Annotated in this window: 17 protein-coding genes; 12 read left to right on the top strand and 5 right to left on the bottom strand. The window is 70.8% G+C overall.

All coding sequences use genetic code 11. The annotated features are described in order from the left end of the window. Positions 1–32: 32 nt before the first annotated feature. Entirely contained in the window at positions 33–812 is a 780-nt protein-coding gene (locus ACFQ0P_RS03220) for an ABC transporter ATP-binding protein (RefSeq protein WP_204980352.1), read from the top strand. Then, the gene (locus ACFQ0P_RS03215; protein WP_204980350.1) at positions 809–1543 is read left to right on the top strand and encodes an ABC transporter permease; all 735 of its coding nucleotides are present in this window, start codon (positions 809–811) and stop codon (positions 1541–1543) included. The genes ACFQ0P_RS03220 and ACFQ0P_RS03215 overlap by 4 nt, the downstream gene beginning before the upstream one ends. Positions 1544–1558: 15 nt before the next feature. Here the strand turns inward: ACFQ0P_RS03215 and ACFQ0P_RS03210 are convergent, their stop codons facing one another. Further along, positions 1559–1999 (bottom strand): MarR family winged helix-turn-helix transcriptional regulator, encoded by a 441-nt coding sequence (locus ACFQ0P_RS03210; protein WP_204980348.1) that lies wholly within the window; start codon positions 1997–1999, stop codon positions 1559–1561. 42 nt (positions 2000–2041) lie between these two features. Between ACFQ0P_RS03210 and ACFQ0P_RS03205 the strand changes: the two genes are divergently transcribed. Then, positions 2042–3844: a DUF2207 domain-containing protein gene (locus tag ACFQ0P_RS03205; RefSeq protein ID WP_204980346.1), complete on the top strand. Its 1803-nt coding sequence runs from the start codon at positions 2042–2044 to the stop codon at positions 3842–3844. 23 nt (positions 3845–3867) lie between these two features. Here the strand turns inward: ACFQ0P_RS03205 and ACFQ0P_RS03200 are convergent, their stop codons facing one another. After that, positions 3868–5130 (bottom strand): HNH endonuclease signature motif containing protein, encoded by a 1263-nt coding sequence (locus ACFQ0P_RS03200; protein ID WP_204980344.1) that lies wholly within the window; start codon positions 5128–5130, stop codon positions 3868–3870. A 444-nt stretch (positions 5131–5574) separates the two neighbouring features. Beyond that, positions 5575–6009, bottom strand: a complete 435-nt coding sequence (locus tag ACFQ0P_RS03195) for an SRPBCC family protein (protein WP_204980342.1) — start codon at positions 6007–6009, stop codon at positions 5575–5577. 275 nt (positions 6010–6284) lie between these two features. On the opposite strand from ACFQ0P_RS03195, the gene ACFQ0P_RS03190 reads away from it, so the two are divergent. From ACFQ0P_RS03190 to ACFQ0P_RS03165, 6 genes are all read left to right on the top strand, one after another. Beyond that, a complete protein-coding gene (locus tag ACFQ0P_RS03190) occupies positions 6285–6824 on the top strand; it encodes an alternate-type signal peptide domain-containing protein (RefSeq protein ID WP_204980340.1) in 540 nt (179 codons plus the stop codon). 92 nt (positions 6825–6916) lie between these two features. Beyond that, positions 6917–7468: a hypothetical protein gene (locus ACFQ0P_RS03185; protein WP_204980338.1), complete on the top strand. Its 552-nt coding sequence runs from the start codon at positions 6917–6919 to the stop codon at positions 7466–7468. 32 nt (positions 7469–7500) lie between these two features. Next, the gene (locus ACFQ0P_RS03180; RefSeq protein WP_204980336.1) at positions 7501–8400 is read left to right on the top strand and encodes a hypothetical protein; all 900 of its coding nucleotides are present in this window, start codon (positions 7501–7503) and stop codon (positions 8398–8400) included. Further along, positions 8397–9065, top strand: a complete 669-nt coding sequence (locus ACFQ0P_RS03175; protein ID WP_204980334.1) for a signal peptidase I — start codon at positions 8397–8399, stop codon at positions 9063–9065. The genes ACFQ0P_RS03180 and ACFQ0P_RS03175 overlap by 4 nt, the downstream gene beginning before the upstream one ends. A gap of 67 nt (positions 9066–9132) precedes the next feature. Continuing rightward, a complete protein-coding gene (locus tag ACFQ0P_RS03170) occupies positions 9133–9504 on the top strand; it encodes an HNH endonuclease (protein ID WP_204980332.1) in 372 nt (123 codons plus the stop codon). Beyond that, a complete protein-coding gene (locus ACFQ0P_RS03165; protein WP_204980323.1) occupies positions 9462–9965 on the top strand; it encodes a GNAT family N-acetyltransferase in 504 nt (167 codons plus the stop codon). Before ACFQ0P_RS03170 ends, ACFQ0P_RS03165 begins: the two co-directional genes overlap by 43 nt. Positions 9966–9999: 34 nt before the next feature. Here the strand turns inward: ACFQ0P_RS03165 and ACFQ0P_RS03160 are convergent, their stop codons facing one another. Both ACFQ0P_RS03160 and ACFQ0P_RS03155 read right to left on the bottom strand, forming a co-directional pair. Next, positions 10000–10833, bottom strand: a complete 834-nt coding sequence (locus ACFQ0P_RS03160; protein ID WP_204980320.1) for an esterase/lipase family protein — start codon at positions 10831–10833, stop codon at positions 10000–10002. 10 nt (positions 10834–10843) lie between these two features. Next, the gene (locus ACFQ0P_RS03155; RefSeq protein WP_204980319.1) at positions 10844–11506 is read right to left on the bottom strand and encodes a TetR/AcrR family transcriptional regulator; all 663 of its coding nucleotides are present in this window, start codon (positions 11504–11506) and stop codon (positions 10844–10846) included. A 90-nt stretch (positions 11507–11596) separates the two neighbouring features. Between ACFQ0P_RS03155 and ACFQ0P_RS03150 the strand changes: the two genes are divergently transcribed. From ACFQ0P_RS03150 to ACFQ0P_RS03140, 3 genes are read left to right on the top strand one after another with little or no spacing between them, the layout of a single operon-like run. After that, positions 11597–13042 carry an MFS transporter gene (locus tag ACFQ0P_RS03150; RefSeq protein WP_204980317.1) on the top strand — a complete coding sequence of 482 codons (1446 nt, stop codon included), beginning with the start codon at positions 11597–11599 and terminating at the stop codon, positions 13040–13042. Positions 13043–13090: 48 nt separating this feature from the next. Next, positions 13091–13780 (top strand): peptidoglycan DD-metalloendopeptidase family protein, encoded by a 690-nt coding sequence (locus ACFQ0P_RS03145; RefSeq protein ID WP_204980315.1) that lies wholly within the window; start codon positions 13091–13093, stop codon positions 13778–13780. A 49-nt stretch (positions 13781–13829) separates the two neighbouring features. Next, on the top strand, positions 13830–14663 hold the full coding sequence (locus tag ACFQ0P_RS03140) for an aldo/keto reductase (RefSeq protein WP_204980313.1): 834 nt from the start codon (positions 13830–13832) through the stop codon (positions 14661–14663). Positions 14664–14671: the final 8 nt, after the last annotated feature.

The following is a 14671-nucleotide window of genomic DNA, read 5'->3' as shown; positions in this document are numbered from 1 at the left end:
CGGCCGGTCGCGGGCCAATAATTCATCGTGTGATGAATAAATCTCCGGCCGCCGCGGTCGCGGTGCGCGGTCTGCACGTGAGGCGCGGCACGCGTGACGTGTTCACCGACCTCGATCTCGACATCCCGCGCGGGCAGATCACCGGGCTGCTGGGGCCGTCGGGGTCGGGGAAGACCACCCTGATGCGGGCGATCGTCGGAGTGCAGAGGGTGCTCGGCGGGACGGTCACCGTGCTGGGCGAACCCGCCGGCACCGTCGTCCAGCGTCGCCGCGTGGCCTACGACACGCAGGCGGCATCGGTCTACGCCGACCTCACGATCGAGCAGAACCTGCGTTACTTCGCCCGCGTGATCGGCGCACCCCGGGGGGACGTCGATCGCGTCATGGAGCACGTCGGCCTGAGCGCGTACGCCCGCCAGACGGTGGACTCGCTCAGCGGCGGACAGGAGAGCAGGGTGTCGCTCGCGGTCGCGATGCTCGGCAACCCCGAGCTGCTGGTGCTCGACGAGCCGACCGTCGGGCTCGACCCGGTGCTCCGCGCCGAGCTGTGGGAGCTGTTCCGCGAGCTGGCCGGCGCGGGCGCATCGCTCATCGTGAGCAGCCACGTGATGGACGAAGCGCTGCGGTGCGACCGACTCCTCCTCATGCGCGCGGGGCGCATCATCGCCGACACGACACCGCAGGGGATGCTCGCCGACACCGGCGAGACCGATCCGGATGCCGCGTTCCTGCGCCTCATCGAGCGCGACGCCGCGGGGGCCGGCCATCACCCCTCGACGAGACGGCGCGCGCGAGAGGAGGGAGCGGGATGAACGGCGTGCGCACGCTGGCGACCGCGACGCGCGTGCTGCGCCAGCTGAGCCACGATCCGCGTTCGATCGCACTGATGCTCGTGGCGCCGAGCCTCCTCGTGGGGCTGTTCGCGTGGCTCTTCAGCGATCAGGACGGCGTGTTCGACATCTACGGCCCGCCGATCCTCGCGCTCTTCCCCTTCATCATCATGTTCCTCATCACGTCGATCACGACGCTGCGGGAGCGTCGCTCCGGCACGCTCGAGCGGCTCATGACGACGCCGCTCGGCAAACCGGACTTCATCGTGGGGTACGCGATCGCGTTCGGTTTCATGGCGATGCTGCAGGCGCTGGTGACGGTGTCGTTCGCGGTGTGGGTGTGCGGCCTGGACACCGACGGTCCCGTGTGGCAGCTCGGGCTCGTGGCGGTCGTCGACGCCGTGCTCGGGATGGCTCTCGGCCTCCTGGCGAGCGCGTTCGCGCGCACGGAGTTCCAGGCCGTGCAGTTCATGCCCTTGATCGTGTTCCCGCAGATCCTGCTCGGGGGCCTCTTCATGCCGCGCGACCAGATGCCGGAAGCGCTCGAGGTGATCAGCGCCTTCCTGCCCCTCAGCTACGCGATCGACGCGATCAACGCCGTGACCGCGGGCGACGAGGGGTGGGACGTGTACGGGCCGCTCCTCATCGTGGGCGCGTTCCTGCTCGGATCGCTGATCCTCGCCGCCCTCACGCTGCGGCGACGCACGCCGTGACGCTGATCGAGGCCCTCAGCAGCCCGGCTGCTTCTTGCGCAGCTTGGCCGTGAGGTCGCGCAGCTGAGCGAGCTCGTCGTCGCTGAGCAGCGACATCCGTTCGGCGATCGCCCGGCCGTGGGCGCTCGCGATCCGGCGGAAGGCGGCGGCTCCGGCATCCGTCGCCCGCACGAGCGAGCCGCGCCCGTCGTCGGGATCGGCGCACTTGGCGATGAGGCCGCGTGCCGCCATGCGATCGACCAGGCGCGAGACGCTCGGCTGGCTGATGAGCATGTTGGCGGTGACGTCCCGCAGGCGCGCCGTCATGTCGTCCCCTCGCGTGACCGTGAGCAGCACGTCGTACTCCGCCTGACTGAGCGTGTTCTCGTGGAAGTCGTCGTTGATGTCGTCGAAGATCTCGTGCTGCGCGCGGAACAGGCTCTCCCATGCATCGATGGCGAGGCGGCGGTCCGTCATAGCCACCAGAGTAGAGCCAAAGCGGCCCCGTAGGCTGGGCCCATGGGGACCGTTTCGTCCGTGTCTCGGCGCCTGCGCGTGCTGATCCTCGTCGCCGTCGGGCTGATGCTCGGGGCGGCCTTCATGCTCGGCGGCGGGGCGCCCGAGGTCCGCGCCGACGTGAACGACTTCGAGTTCGAGAGCCTCGACGTCGAGTACGAGCTCGATCGTGCCGACGACGGCACCAGCACGCTCACCGTCGTCGAGCGGTTCGTCGCGGTCTTCCCGGACTTCGACCAGAACCGCGGCATGCAGCGACGCATCCCGGAGGCGTACCTCGGTGCGCCGCTGCATCCTCGCCTCGTCTCGATCACCGACGGCGACGGCAATGCACGCGAAGCCGAGACGGAGTCCGACGACGGCACCTTCATCATGACCTCGCGGGCAGGAGACTTCGTCCGCGGGCGTCAGACCTACGTGTTCACGTACACGCTCGAGAACGTCACGCGCTACTTCGGGGACACCGCCGTCGACGAGTTCTACTGGAACGTCAACGGCACTGAGTGGCAGCAGCCCTTCGGGCGCGTGTCGGCCCGCGTCGTCCTGTCGCCCGAGGTGGCCGACGATTTCACCGGCGCCTACAGCTGCTACGTCGGCTACGCGGGGGCCACCGAGCCGTGCGCTCGTATGGAGGTGACCGGTGACGGCGAAGTGACCGCACTCGCGGCGCCGGTCGCGCCGTACCAGACGCTGACGGTGGCGATCGGCTTCGATGCGGGCACGTTCGAGGAGTTCGACGCGTCCTTCTTCGCCTCGCCGTGGGGCTGGCTTCAGGCCGCGGCAGGTCTGGGGCTGGTCGGGGTTGTGGCGTGGGCGGTGGTGGTCAGGCGCCGGCACCTGCGGGACGAGCCCGGACGCCCGGTCATCATCGCCGAGTACACGCCGCCGCGCACGGTCGACGCTCTGGAGGCCGCCGTGATGCTCGGACACACGACCAAGGCCATCCCCGCCGAGGTTCTCGAGCAGGCGGTCGTCGGGAGCATCCGGATCGTCGAGGGCGAGCGACGGATGTGGGGCGGGGTCAAGCTCAAGGCGCAGCTCGTCGATCCGTCGAAGGCGGACGGAGACGGGCGGATGCTGCTCGACGGCCTCTTCCCGGGCGGCACGCCGGGCGACGAGTTCGAGTTCGGTCGCGCGGACACCCGCCTCTCGTCCGCCGCGCAGACGATCCTCAAGGCGGCGAACCAGGAGCTCGTGAACCGGCGGCTGCGGCGACCCGTCCCCGCCCGGAAGCGGGTCGGGCCCCTGCTGGCGGCGGTCGGGGCGGCCGTGCTGGTGTTCCTGACAGGGTTCGCCGCGCTGGACGCGATGGTCTTTCCGCTGGTGCCGATCCTGCTCATCGTCGGCTCCGTGCTCGCGACGATCGTCGTGGGCGGACTGGTGGCGCGCAAGCCGCTCACCGCCCTCGGGGCGGAGACGCGCGACCACCTCCTCGGCCTGAAGGTCTTCATCGAGTGGGCGGAGGAGGACCGCATCAGGATGCTCCAGTCCCCGCAGGGTGCGGAGCGCGTGCGCATCGACACCTCCGATCGCGGGGCGATGCTCCACCTGTACGAGGCGCTCCTGCCCTACGCCGTGGTGTTCGGGCAGGAGAAGGAGTGGGCGAAGGAACTCGCCGTGCTCTACGGGCCGGATGCCTCGCCCGGCTGGTACGCGGGAAGCGCGGGGTTCAACGCGGCATCCTTCTCCTCGGGCCTCTCGACGCTGTCCACCAGCACATCGTCCTCGTCGTCGACCTCCGGCGGCTCGAGCGGCGGCGGCTCGGCCGGCGGCGGCGGCGGAGGTGGGGGCGGCGGCGGGGTCTGACCCGCGGGGGCGGAGGGCCCCGCTCAGAACGGCGGTGGATCTCCGCTCATCCGAAACCGGACCGTGGACGGCGGTTCGTCGAGGTGGACCCGGCCGGTCGGACTCGACCAGACGAGCGTGCCGTCCGGGCGCTGCCGCACCGTCCAGTCCGACGCGTGCTTGAGCGAATGATGACGGCGGCAGAGGTGCGCGAGATTGCACGTGCTCGTCGCGCCCCCGCGGGCGGCGTCGACGGTGTGATCGACGTCGCAGCGGTGGACGGGCATGCGGCAGCCGGGGAAGCGGCAGCGCTCATCGCGGGCGCGCAGCAGTCGTCGCTGCTCCTCACTCGGACGGTAGCGGTCGACGGCGATCACCGCGCCGGTGGCCCGGTCGGCGAAGATGCGATCCCATCCCGGGGCGGCGCCAGCCAGGCATCGCGCGGTGTCGCGGTCGATCGGGCCGTGGCCGACCAGCTCGGCTGCCTCGGAGCCCTGGCCGGTCAGCGTAGCCACCGGCACGAGCACCTGAACGGTGGCGACGATGGGCTCGCGCGACCTCGGCACCGCGGTCGGCTCCGCCGTCAGAAGCAGGTCGGAGAGGGCGTCAGCGCGCAGCTGATCGAGCGTCCGCCGGTCGTCGCCGGACGGCTCGCGGGCGTCGATCACCTCGTGCCCGAGTCGGGTGAGGCGGTCGCGGATCGCGTGCGCGACTGCCGTCGGGAGGGTGGCGATGAGCTGGGCCATCCCGTCGTCGAGGTCCTGGACCCACACGCCCCTCCGCTCGTTCGCGGCGGCGTGGCGGGAGTCGATCGACGAGGGCTCGAGCCGCTCCGCGAGCGTCCGCAGCAGCGGGCGGAGCCGCCCGGGCGACTCACGCTGGGCAAGGGAGACGGCCGCCCGCTCGAAGTCGGCCCGGGCCGCGGCATCCGTCAACACGGCACCGGTCTCGAAGATCACCGAGAGGTGCGCGCGATCGATCCGCCCCGCCCCGAGCGCGCGAACGGCGGCGGGGAAGCTGCGCGTGAGGGCGGATGCTTCGTCCATGCGCCGCTGCACGGTGCGGTCGCTGGTGCGAGTGGCGGTGGCGATCTCGGCCGCGATCGAACGTCGGGGCATCTCGCGATCGCGGCTGCTGCTCGAGGTGAGGCGCGAGGTCTGCTCGTCGGCGAGAGCCTCTGCGGACGCCAGAAGAGTCACCTCGAGCGCCTGGAGCGCCGCCACCGCGGCCCGCGTCTCGGCGATGCTCGTCACCAGCGAGTCGAGCAGCGCGAGCTCGCGCGCCTCGGTCGTCGGTGCGGGTGTCATGGGTCCAGTGTGGCCGGGGGTTCCGACATCCACGCGGATAAAGGGCCGGTCAGCCTGTGGAAAAGTCCAGGCTGTGGAGGAAGCGATGACTCGCGGCCACACGTCGTCGAGGAGCCGCGGCAAGAGTAAGGGCCGGTCGGAGAGGCTCCCGACCGGCCCTTGTCCCTTGCACCAAGAGTGTCCTGCAATCACATGTAGGCAGCTGCCACAGCAAAACAACTACCGTGCGATCACTCTATAACGGCGAGATAACGACGACAAGGGTTTGGCGTTATCTTTCTGTGATTTCCTCGATCTTCGGCCGCAGGGCTTCCGGACGGCATCGAACCCGGGTCCGAGTTCCCGGGCGACGTCTTCTACCGCGAGACCGAAGACGGGCTGTGCGTCGTGGACATCGCCTGGGCCACCCTCGTGGAGGAAGGCTGATCCGACGGCCGCCTCGTCTCACCCGGCCTCGAGCAGCGCCTTCGCGCGCTGAAGGCTCTCGGAGAAGGTCGACCGCACGGTCTCGGAGATGATCGGCTCGGCCAGGCGCAGCATCCCTTCGGGGCTGCCTTCGATCGTCGCCGTGACTCGGGAGCCGTCCGCCGTGTCGGCGATGTCGAACCTCAGCCGCGTGGGCATCATGCCGGAGGTGCTGACGAGGGCCATCGCGGCGGGTGGTTCGAACACCGTCACGCGCCAGTCGTACTCAGCGTCGCGGCCGAGGATCGACATGCGCGTGCGGATCGCGCTGCCCGTCTGAACCGGCGGCGGGGACAGGAGTCGCTCGGACACGACGGAGCGGTCCCATTCGGCGCGGCGCGCGGGATCCGTCAGGAATTCGAAAACGGATGCCGCGCCGCGGGCGACCTCGACGCTCTCGGTCACGGTGAACACGGCGCTCCTCTCGCAGACGTTGTCCCAGCCTGACACGCCGGCGGCGGGCCGGGGCCGGTAGTCGGAAACCACCGTCGACGGCCGCGAAAAGCCGGACCTGAGGTCCGCGTGGGCGGATCTTGCGTTTGGTCGAACCCTCGCGCATCCCTTGCGGAAACGTTGCGGTTCCGCTCTGAGAACCCCGTGATCGGTCTTCCAGGCTGTTCCCATCAGGCACCGCGGATCGCGAGCCGAGAGCCATGCGGGCCCCAGACCCGCCGAACAAAGGAACAGCAATGAAGAAGTCCATGAAGGGCACCATCGCCATCGCCGCCGGAATCGCGCTGCTGCTCGGCGGCAGCGGATCGCTCGCCTACTGGCAGGGCAGCACCTCCACGAGCTCCGCCACGATCCAGACCGGCGAGCTGAGTGTCGCGCTCACCTCCGGCGCCACCTGGCAGGTCAAGCGCGGTGCCATCACCACCGACATCGCCGACATCTCGACCTTCAAGATGGTCCCGGGCGACCAGGTCATCTACACCGTCCCCTTCCAGACCAAGGCGAGCGGCACCAACCTGACCGCGACCGGCGCTGTCGCGTGGGGCGGCTACACCGGCATCCCCGCCCACCTGACCTCGACCGCGGCCGGCTCGTACAACGGCGCGGCCATCAGCGGCACCTCGTTCACGGTCGCGAGCGGCACCGCCAACGGCTCGCTCGTCTTCACGCTCACGTGGCCCTTCGGCGCCAACGCGACCAACGACACGGCCGCCGCCACGATGAACAAGAGCTGGAACCTCGGCGCCACCACCGTCACCGTCACGCAGACCAACTGACGCCGACCCTCGAACCGGAGGCGCCGGGCGGGAACCCGAATCCCGCCCGGCACCTCCTCCACCGGACCAGGACCACACGAAAGGGCACGCGGATGTCGCGCAAGAAGGCAGGGGCACCCCTCGGGGTCGTCGGGCTTCTGGCCGCCGCGGTCGCCGTCGCCGTGCTCATCGCCCCCGGAACCCTCAGCTATTTCGTCTCGAGCGCGCAGACCCCGGCGACCACCGTGTCCACCGGCGAAGCAGCCCTCTCGATCGCCGGAAACGGCGGGCCGAGCGGCACCGTCTACCCCGGAGGCCCGACGCAGCTCCTGGCGACCCGCACCATCACGAACACCGGCGATGTCGCGCTGAGCCTCGTCTCGGCATTCACCGCCACCGGGGCACTCGCCCCGAGCCTCACCATCACGGTGAGCGTGCAGTCCGGCGCCTGCGGCGCCACCCCGCCGGCCACGTGGCCCGCCGACTCCGGTCGCTGGCAGGGCACCACGGCGGGCCTCACGACGTCGGTTCCGACCACGATCGGCATCGGCGCCACCCGCAGGCTCTGCGCGTGGCAGAGCCTGGGCGTCAACGCCCCCAACGGCACCCAGGGTCAGGCCGCCCCCGTGAGCATCACGGTCACCGGCACCCAGGTCGCCCCCTGATCCCCCACCCCCGCACGAGACGAAGGCACATCATGACCAAGCGAGCGAAGATCCTCACGGCGCTGATCGCCGCGGTGGCGCTCGTCCTGGTGAGCCCCCTCGCCGCGACCGCCTACTGGGTGGTCAGCGCGCAGCTCGCGGTCACGGCTCAGGCCAGCACCTTCTCGGTCGCGCCCTTCGCGCTGGCCGCGGCGCCGGCCGGCACCTCTTCGAGCTTCGCGGGACCGACGGGCACTCGCTACTACGCCGCCCCGCTCGTCAACGACGGCGCGACGCCGTGGGCGGGTCAGAGCGTGACCGTCGACGCGGCATCCGGCTTCGGCGCCGGCGCGGTCGCCACCGTCCAGGTCGCCTTCGCCGCAGCCGCGTCCGCCTGCCAGACCGACGCGACGTACGCGCCGGTGGCGCCGCAGAACGCCCTCGCCTCATCCACGTGGACCTCGACGAGCGCGGTCGCACCGGGAGGCACCATCGTCGCGTGCGCCAAGGTCGTCGTGACAGACACCGACACCAAGACGCCCTCCGGACAGCCGGCGCCCGCGCCGAGCCTGACGCTGACGGCGACCGCCAAGGCCAACCAGCGCAACTGGACCGACCAGGAGCAGGCGGCCGTCACCCTCTCGAGCACCGGCTGGGCCGCGTGCACCTCGAACGGCAACAACAACGTCGCCCTCACGCTCCCCGCCCCCGTTCCCGCCGGGACTTACACGCTGACGCGCAACGACACCGGAGCGACCTTCACGGGCACCGTCTCGGCATCCGCGCCGACGACCCTCAGCTTCTCGAACGCCGCGAACGGCGCGGAGTCGGCGACCGAGACGTACGTCACCGTCACGAACTCCTCCGGCGCGGTCGTGGGCGTCGCGAACGTCACCTTCCGCTCGTACTACTTCCTCTTCATCTTCCTGATCCGAACGGCGGCCTGCGCATGAACGGAAACGCCCTGCTCGATGTGGCGGCACAGCCCAGCGCACCCGACGAGGGGAGTGTCGCGATGACGGATGCCGAGTCCACCGGCGAGGATCGCGTATCGATCACGCGGATGATCCTGCAGGCCATCTCGTGGGTGCTGCTCATCCTGGTGTCGCTGCTCGCGATCGTGGTCGTCGTCGTGCCGCTGGTCACGGGGGCGAAGCCCTACACGATCCTGACCGGATCGATGGAGCCGCAGTACCCGCCGGGGACGCTCGTCGTCGTGCAGCCGGCGGAGGCCGAGGACATCAACCTGGGCGACGTCATCACCTACCAGCTCGAGTCCGGCAAGGCCCAGGTCGTCACCCACCGCGTGGTCGGCGTCGGCGCCGACGCCGACGGAACGCCCGTCTTCATCACACGCGGCGACGCGAACGACGCCGACGACGCCGACCCCGTCCTGCCGGTGCAGATCGTCGGCAAGCTCTGGTACTCGGTGCCCTACATCGGCTGGATCAACAACGTCGTCACGGGCGAGGCGCGCGCGTGGGCCATCCCGATCGTGGTCGGCGGGCTGTTCGTCTACGGCATCGTGACGATCCTGCTCGGGTTCCGCGATCGGCGTCGCGAGAAGGCCGCGGCCCGCGACGCCGCCTCCTCCTCCGACGACGTCACCGAGGACTGATCCCGCCGCGGGGCGACGCCGGGCGCGGCATCCGTTCACCGCCCGCGACGGCCGGTATCTTCGCACCATGCCGGTCAGCAACACCCGCCGAGCCCGCGCCTCTCGGCGCCGCGCCCGCCGCGTCGCGGCCGCCGACAACGACCTCACGCCCCACGAGTGGGCCGCGATCGTCGAAGCCTGGGGGGCCTGCGCCTACTGCGGTTCGCTCGCCGGCCCGTTCCAGAAGGACTGCGTGCTGCCGATCTCGCGCGGCGGGCGCTACACGTACGAGAACGTCGTCCCCGCCTGCCGATCGTGCAACGCCAGCAAGTGCAATGACGAGGTGACGTCGTGGCTGCGGCGAAAGCGGCTCGACGAGCGGGCCTTCCTGCAGCGCCATGTCGAGATCCTCGGCGCATGGCGGGAGCGAAGCACGCAGGGAACGGCGGCCTCCGCATGACGATCACCGTCCGTCCGTACGAATCCCGCGACTGGGACGACATCCGCCGCATCCACGACGCGGCCCGCCTCGACGAGCTTCGCGGCGCCGGCCTGCTGGAGGCATACCTCGACCTCGAGGCGACCTACGAGAACGAGGGTCTCTTCGACGACGACGTCTGGGTCGCCGAACTCGACGGCCGCGTCGCCGGCTTCCTCGCCGGATCGCCGGGCGAGATCACGTGGGCGTACGTCGACCCGGCGCTCTACCGCCGAGGCGTAGGACGCGCGCTCGTCCAGCACGTGCTCGACCGGGCGACGGGACCGGTCGAGCTCGAGGTTCTCGACGGCAACGCTGCGCGTGCGTTCTACGAAGCCGTCGGATTCGAATGGGAGGCCACCACGACCGGCAAGCTCGCGGGCAACGAGGCGTTCCCAGCCACAGGTCACACACTCGTGTGGCGCCCAGCCACGAAGGACTGACCCGAGCCCGGCCGCGGCGACCGCGGCCGGCGGCTCACGCCGTGGCCAGCATCCGGACTCCGTCGAGGACGGCGTGGTGGGTCTGCTTCGAGGCCAGCACCCGGAAGTGGCCCCGCGCGGGCACCAGCACGTTCGTCGCGCCGTCGAGCGCACTGCCCTCCGGGATGTGCGGGTCATAGGGCCCGAACACCGACACGATCCGCCCGTTGACCGACGTCTCCCGACCGAGCATGACGATCGTCTCGTCGCCGGGGAGGAACGCGCGGATGCTGGGATCCACGAACAGTCGGGCCCGCCGGGCGCCGGCGAACGGCGTGGCGACGGCCACGAGCCCGAGGAGTCCCAGCGGAGCGCGTCCGGCCGGTGCGGCGGCGGCCGCGGCCTCCGCGGGCTCCCCTCCGACGGCTGCCTCGGCCGCCGCCGCACCCGCCGCACCGCTCGTGATGAGCACGTGCTTGCCGATCAGACCGCCCTTGCTGTGCGCGACGAGCACGCGCCCCGCCGGAGCCGGCGGCAGGTCGGCGAGGACGCGGGTGAGCCGTTCGGCCGTGTCCGCGATCGCCCGGCGGTTCACCCCGAGGCCGTGGACCACGCGCACGCGGTGTCCGGCGGCGGCGAGGGCGTCCCCCAGCGGGCGCAGGAAGGTCCAGTGCTCGTAGACGCCGGGGAGGAGCACGACCTCGGGGAGATCCGCCGACCCGACGCGCCAGGGCGCGGGCGTGGGCCGACGCCGGCCGACCGCCCACGGCGGTGAGAGTATCGCGAGCTGCCGGCGGGATGCGTAGACGTAGTCGGCGGCCCACCACCACGCACGCTGAAGGCTCCACGGACGACCGCCGTGGATCGCGGAGCCGCCGCCGGTCGTCATGGCCGAGAGTCTAGGGCGCGTCGTCGGCTCGCACGGGGTCGGCGGTGCCGCGGACGCCGGCGATCGTCGACTCGACCACGGCGGCGGCGAGGGCGTCGACGACGTCGGGCGGCTGCCACTGCAGCGGCCCGTGGGCGGCGATGTCGGCGAACCCGTGGACGGCGGACCAGCAGGCCCACTCGGCGAACGGCCGTCTCTCGGGTGCGAGAGCTCCGGCATCCACCATCGCATCGAGAGTGTCCAGCAGCAGCTGGAACGGCGCGACCACCTCGTCGTCGAGGGTCACGATGCCCTCGCCCGTGGAGCGGTCCTGGGTCGAGAAGGCGAGCTCGAACCAGCCGCGCTCGGCACGGGCGAAGTCGATGTACGCCAGGCCGACCCTGCGCAGCCGCTCGGTCGCCGCGTGTGCCGGCGATGCCGCAGGGCCGGCAGCGTCGACGCGCGCGCGGATCGCCCGGGCGAGCGCGAGCTGGGCCTCGCCGGCGACGGCGCGGACGAGGTCCTCGCGGTCGGTGAAGTGTCGGTAGGCGGCGTTCGGGGTGACACCGACGGCGCGCGTCACCTCGCGGAGGGAGACCGCCGCCGGGCCGCCGGTCCGGGCGAGGCGGAGGCCCTCGTCGATCAGCGCGCGTCGGAGGTCCCCGTGATGATAGGCGCCAAGCTGCGGTGCCATTGCGATGCCTCGACTCGATGTGTACGGTGTGAACATTGATCGTAGCGCGCCGGCGCCCGCGCGCGGAACGCACACGCAGAGAGACGAACGATGAGTCAGCAGACGCCGTCATCACCGACCGATGCCGACGCGGCGCAGTACGCGCCCGGACCCCGCACGGTCCGGGCCTTCCACCACGTGCTGGCGAACACGGCGCTGGCGAACGTGACCTCGAGCTTCCTGTGGTTCGCACTCACCTTCTGGGCCTACCTCGAGACGCAGTCGGTGCTCGCGACCGCCATCATCGGCGGCTCGTACATGCTGCTCGTCGCCGTCTTCGGCGTCGTGTTCGGCGTGCTCGTGGACCACATGAAGAAGAAGGCCGTCATGGTGCTCTCCAGCGTCGTGACGCTCTCGACCTACCTCATCGCCGGCGCGCTCTATCTCGCCTTCCCCGAAGACGTGCTCGTCGACTGGGGCGGTCCGTGGTTCTGGGTGTTCGCCGGCGTCATCCTGATCGGGGGAGTCGTCGAGAACCTGCGCAACATCGCGCTCTCCACGACGGTGACCCTTCTCGTCCCGTCCGACCGACGCGACCGCGCGAACGGACTGGTGGGCGCCGTTCAGGGGATCGCGTTCATGGTGACGAGCGTCTTCTCCGGCCTGTCGGTCGGCCTTCTCGGCATGGGGGCGACCGTCGTGATCGCGATCGCCGCCACCGCGGTCGCCCTGCTCCATCTGCTGTTCCTCTCCATCCCCGAGCGCGGCATAGTCCACGCCGAGGGCGCTCCCCGCGGCTTCGGGTTCCGAGAGGTGATCCCCGCGGTGATGGTCGTCCCCGGCCTCCTGGCGCTGATCCTGTTCACGACGTTCAACAACCTCGTCGGCGGCGTGTTCATGGCGCTGATGGACCCGTATGGCCTGACGCTCTTCTCCGTCGAGGTGTGGGGGGTGATTCTCGGGGTCACCAGCATCGGCTTCATCATCGGCGGCGGGCTGGTCGCGAAGTTCGGTCTCGGAGTCAACCCGGTCAAGACGATGCTGCTGGTCAACGTCGGGATCGCGATTCTCGGCATGACCTTCGCGATCCGCGAATGGTGGTGGCTGTACGCGCTCGGCATCCTCATCTTCATGTGCCTCATGCCGATCGCCGAGGCCGCGGAGCAGACCATCGTGCAGCGGGTCGTGCCGTTCGAGAAGCAGGGGCGCGTCTTCGGCTTCGCGGCGAGCGTCGAGTCCGCCGCGGCGCCGATCTCGGCCTTCGTGATCGGTCCTCTTGCGCAGTTCTGGCTGATCCCCTACATGGATTCCGCCGCCGGGCAGGACGCCTTGGGATGGCTGCTCGGGCCGGGGGAGGCCCGCGGGATCGCTCTCGCGTTCCTCGGCGCCAGCGCGCTGCTGCTGGTGGTGGTCATCATCGCCTTCGCATCCAAGCCCTACCGCCGGCTGTCCGCGGCCTACGCCGCCGCGCCGCCGTCGCTGCGGACGGACGATGAGGCGCCGGATGCCGCAACATCCCCGTCGTCACAGGCGGCGCCGGTCGTCCCGGGTTCCTAGTCGAGTCGGCGACTGCCGCCCGCCGCCCCGCGGGACTACTGTCGGATCGTGCCCGAGGGACTGGGGAATCCGGTCGTCGTCGACTTCCCCCTGCGCGGCGAGAACTGGATCGCCGTGACGACGCCGGTCGCCCGCGTGCCCAGCCACGGCGTCGACGTGCTGGGTCAGCGGTACGCGTACGACTTCGTGAAGGTCGACGAGCGCCCGGGGCTGCACGTCCACCCCGGCTCGGCTCTCGTCACGGCGACGGTCGGCGGCCGGACGACCGACTGCTACGCGTGGGGAGCCGAGGTCGTCGCCCCTTTCGAAGGGGAGGTGGTGGCCGCGGTCGACGGCGTCGCCGAGCGCGGCTGGATCAACCCGCTCCGCGAGGCTGCTCGGGGAATCTGGACGGGGCTGACGTATCGGCCGGCGAAGATCCCGTCGATCCTCGGCAATCACGTCATCCTGCGCCGTGGTGATGTCCACGCCGGCTTCGCCCACCTCGCCCCCGGTACCGTGACCGTGACCGAAGGTGATCGCGTCGACGCGGGAGCGGTGCTGGGCAGGGTCGGCCACACGGGCAACTCGACCTCCCCCCACCTGCACTTCCAGCTCATGGACAGCGCGGATCTGACGGTCGCTCAGGGGATCGCGTGCGCGTTCCGCGCGTATGAGGTGCGCGAAGGCGACCGGTGGCGGCTCGTCGAGGCCGGGTTCCCGGGACCGAGGGAACGCCTCCGGTCGGTCGCGACGTGAGCGGCGCCGCGCGGCCCCGACTGCGCCGGTGACGGGCCAGGATGGGACCATGACGAGCATCCCCACCGTGACCCTCAACGACGGCACCGCATTCCCCGAGCTCGGGCTCGGCACCTACAACCTCACCGGCGAGGAAGGCCGCGCCGCCATCGTCGGGGCGATCGAGAACGGCTATCGCCTGCTCGACACCGCGGTGAACTACGAGAACGAGAGCGAAGTCGGCGAGGCGGTCCGGCGCAGCGGGATCGACCGCGACGAGCTCCTCGTCACCTCGAAGATCCCCGGTCGCCATCACGGGTACCAGCAGGCGATCGACAGCATCCAGGGATCCCTCGGGATGCTGGGCCTCGACCGCATCGATCTGCACCTCATCCACTGGCCCAACCCCAGCGTGGGCAAGTACGTCGACACGTGGCGCGGCATGATCGAGGCGCGAGACCGGGGGATGGTGCGCTCGATCGGCGTCTCCAACTTCACCGAGGAGATGCTCACCGAGCTCATCGACGAGACCGGCGTCGTCCCGTCCGTCAACCAGGTGGAGCTGCACCCCTACTTCCCGCAGACCGCGCTGCGCGCGTTCCACGCGGAGCACGGCATCCGCACCGAGAGCTGGAGCCCGCTCGCGCGGCGCAGCGAACTGCTCACCGAGCAGCTGCTGCAGGAACTCGCGGTCGTCCACGACGTGACGCCCACGCAGCTCGTCCTGCGGTGGCACGTCCAGCTCGGCAGCACGCCCATCCCGAAGTCGGCCGACGTCGATCGTCAGCGTGAGAACGCCGATGTGTTCGGACTCACTCTCACCGACGATCAGGTGGCGGCGATCTCGGCGCTCGAGCGCGGGCGCCTGTGGGACGGCGACCCCCTGACCCACGAGGAGATGTGACCGTCGCG

The organism is Microbacterium insulae (genome assembly GCF_042677065.1).
Lineage (GTDB): Bacteria > Actinomycetota > Actinomycetes > Actinomycetales > Microbacteriaceae > Microbacterium > Microbacterium insulae.
The sequence above is the reverse complement of the archived record's forward strand: the minus strand, read 5'-3'. Positions and strand labels throughout refer to the sequence as shown.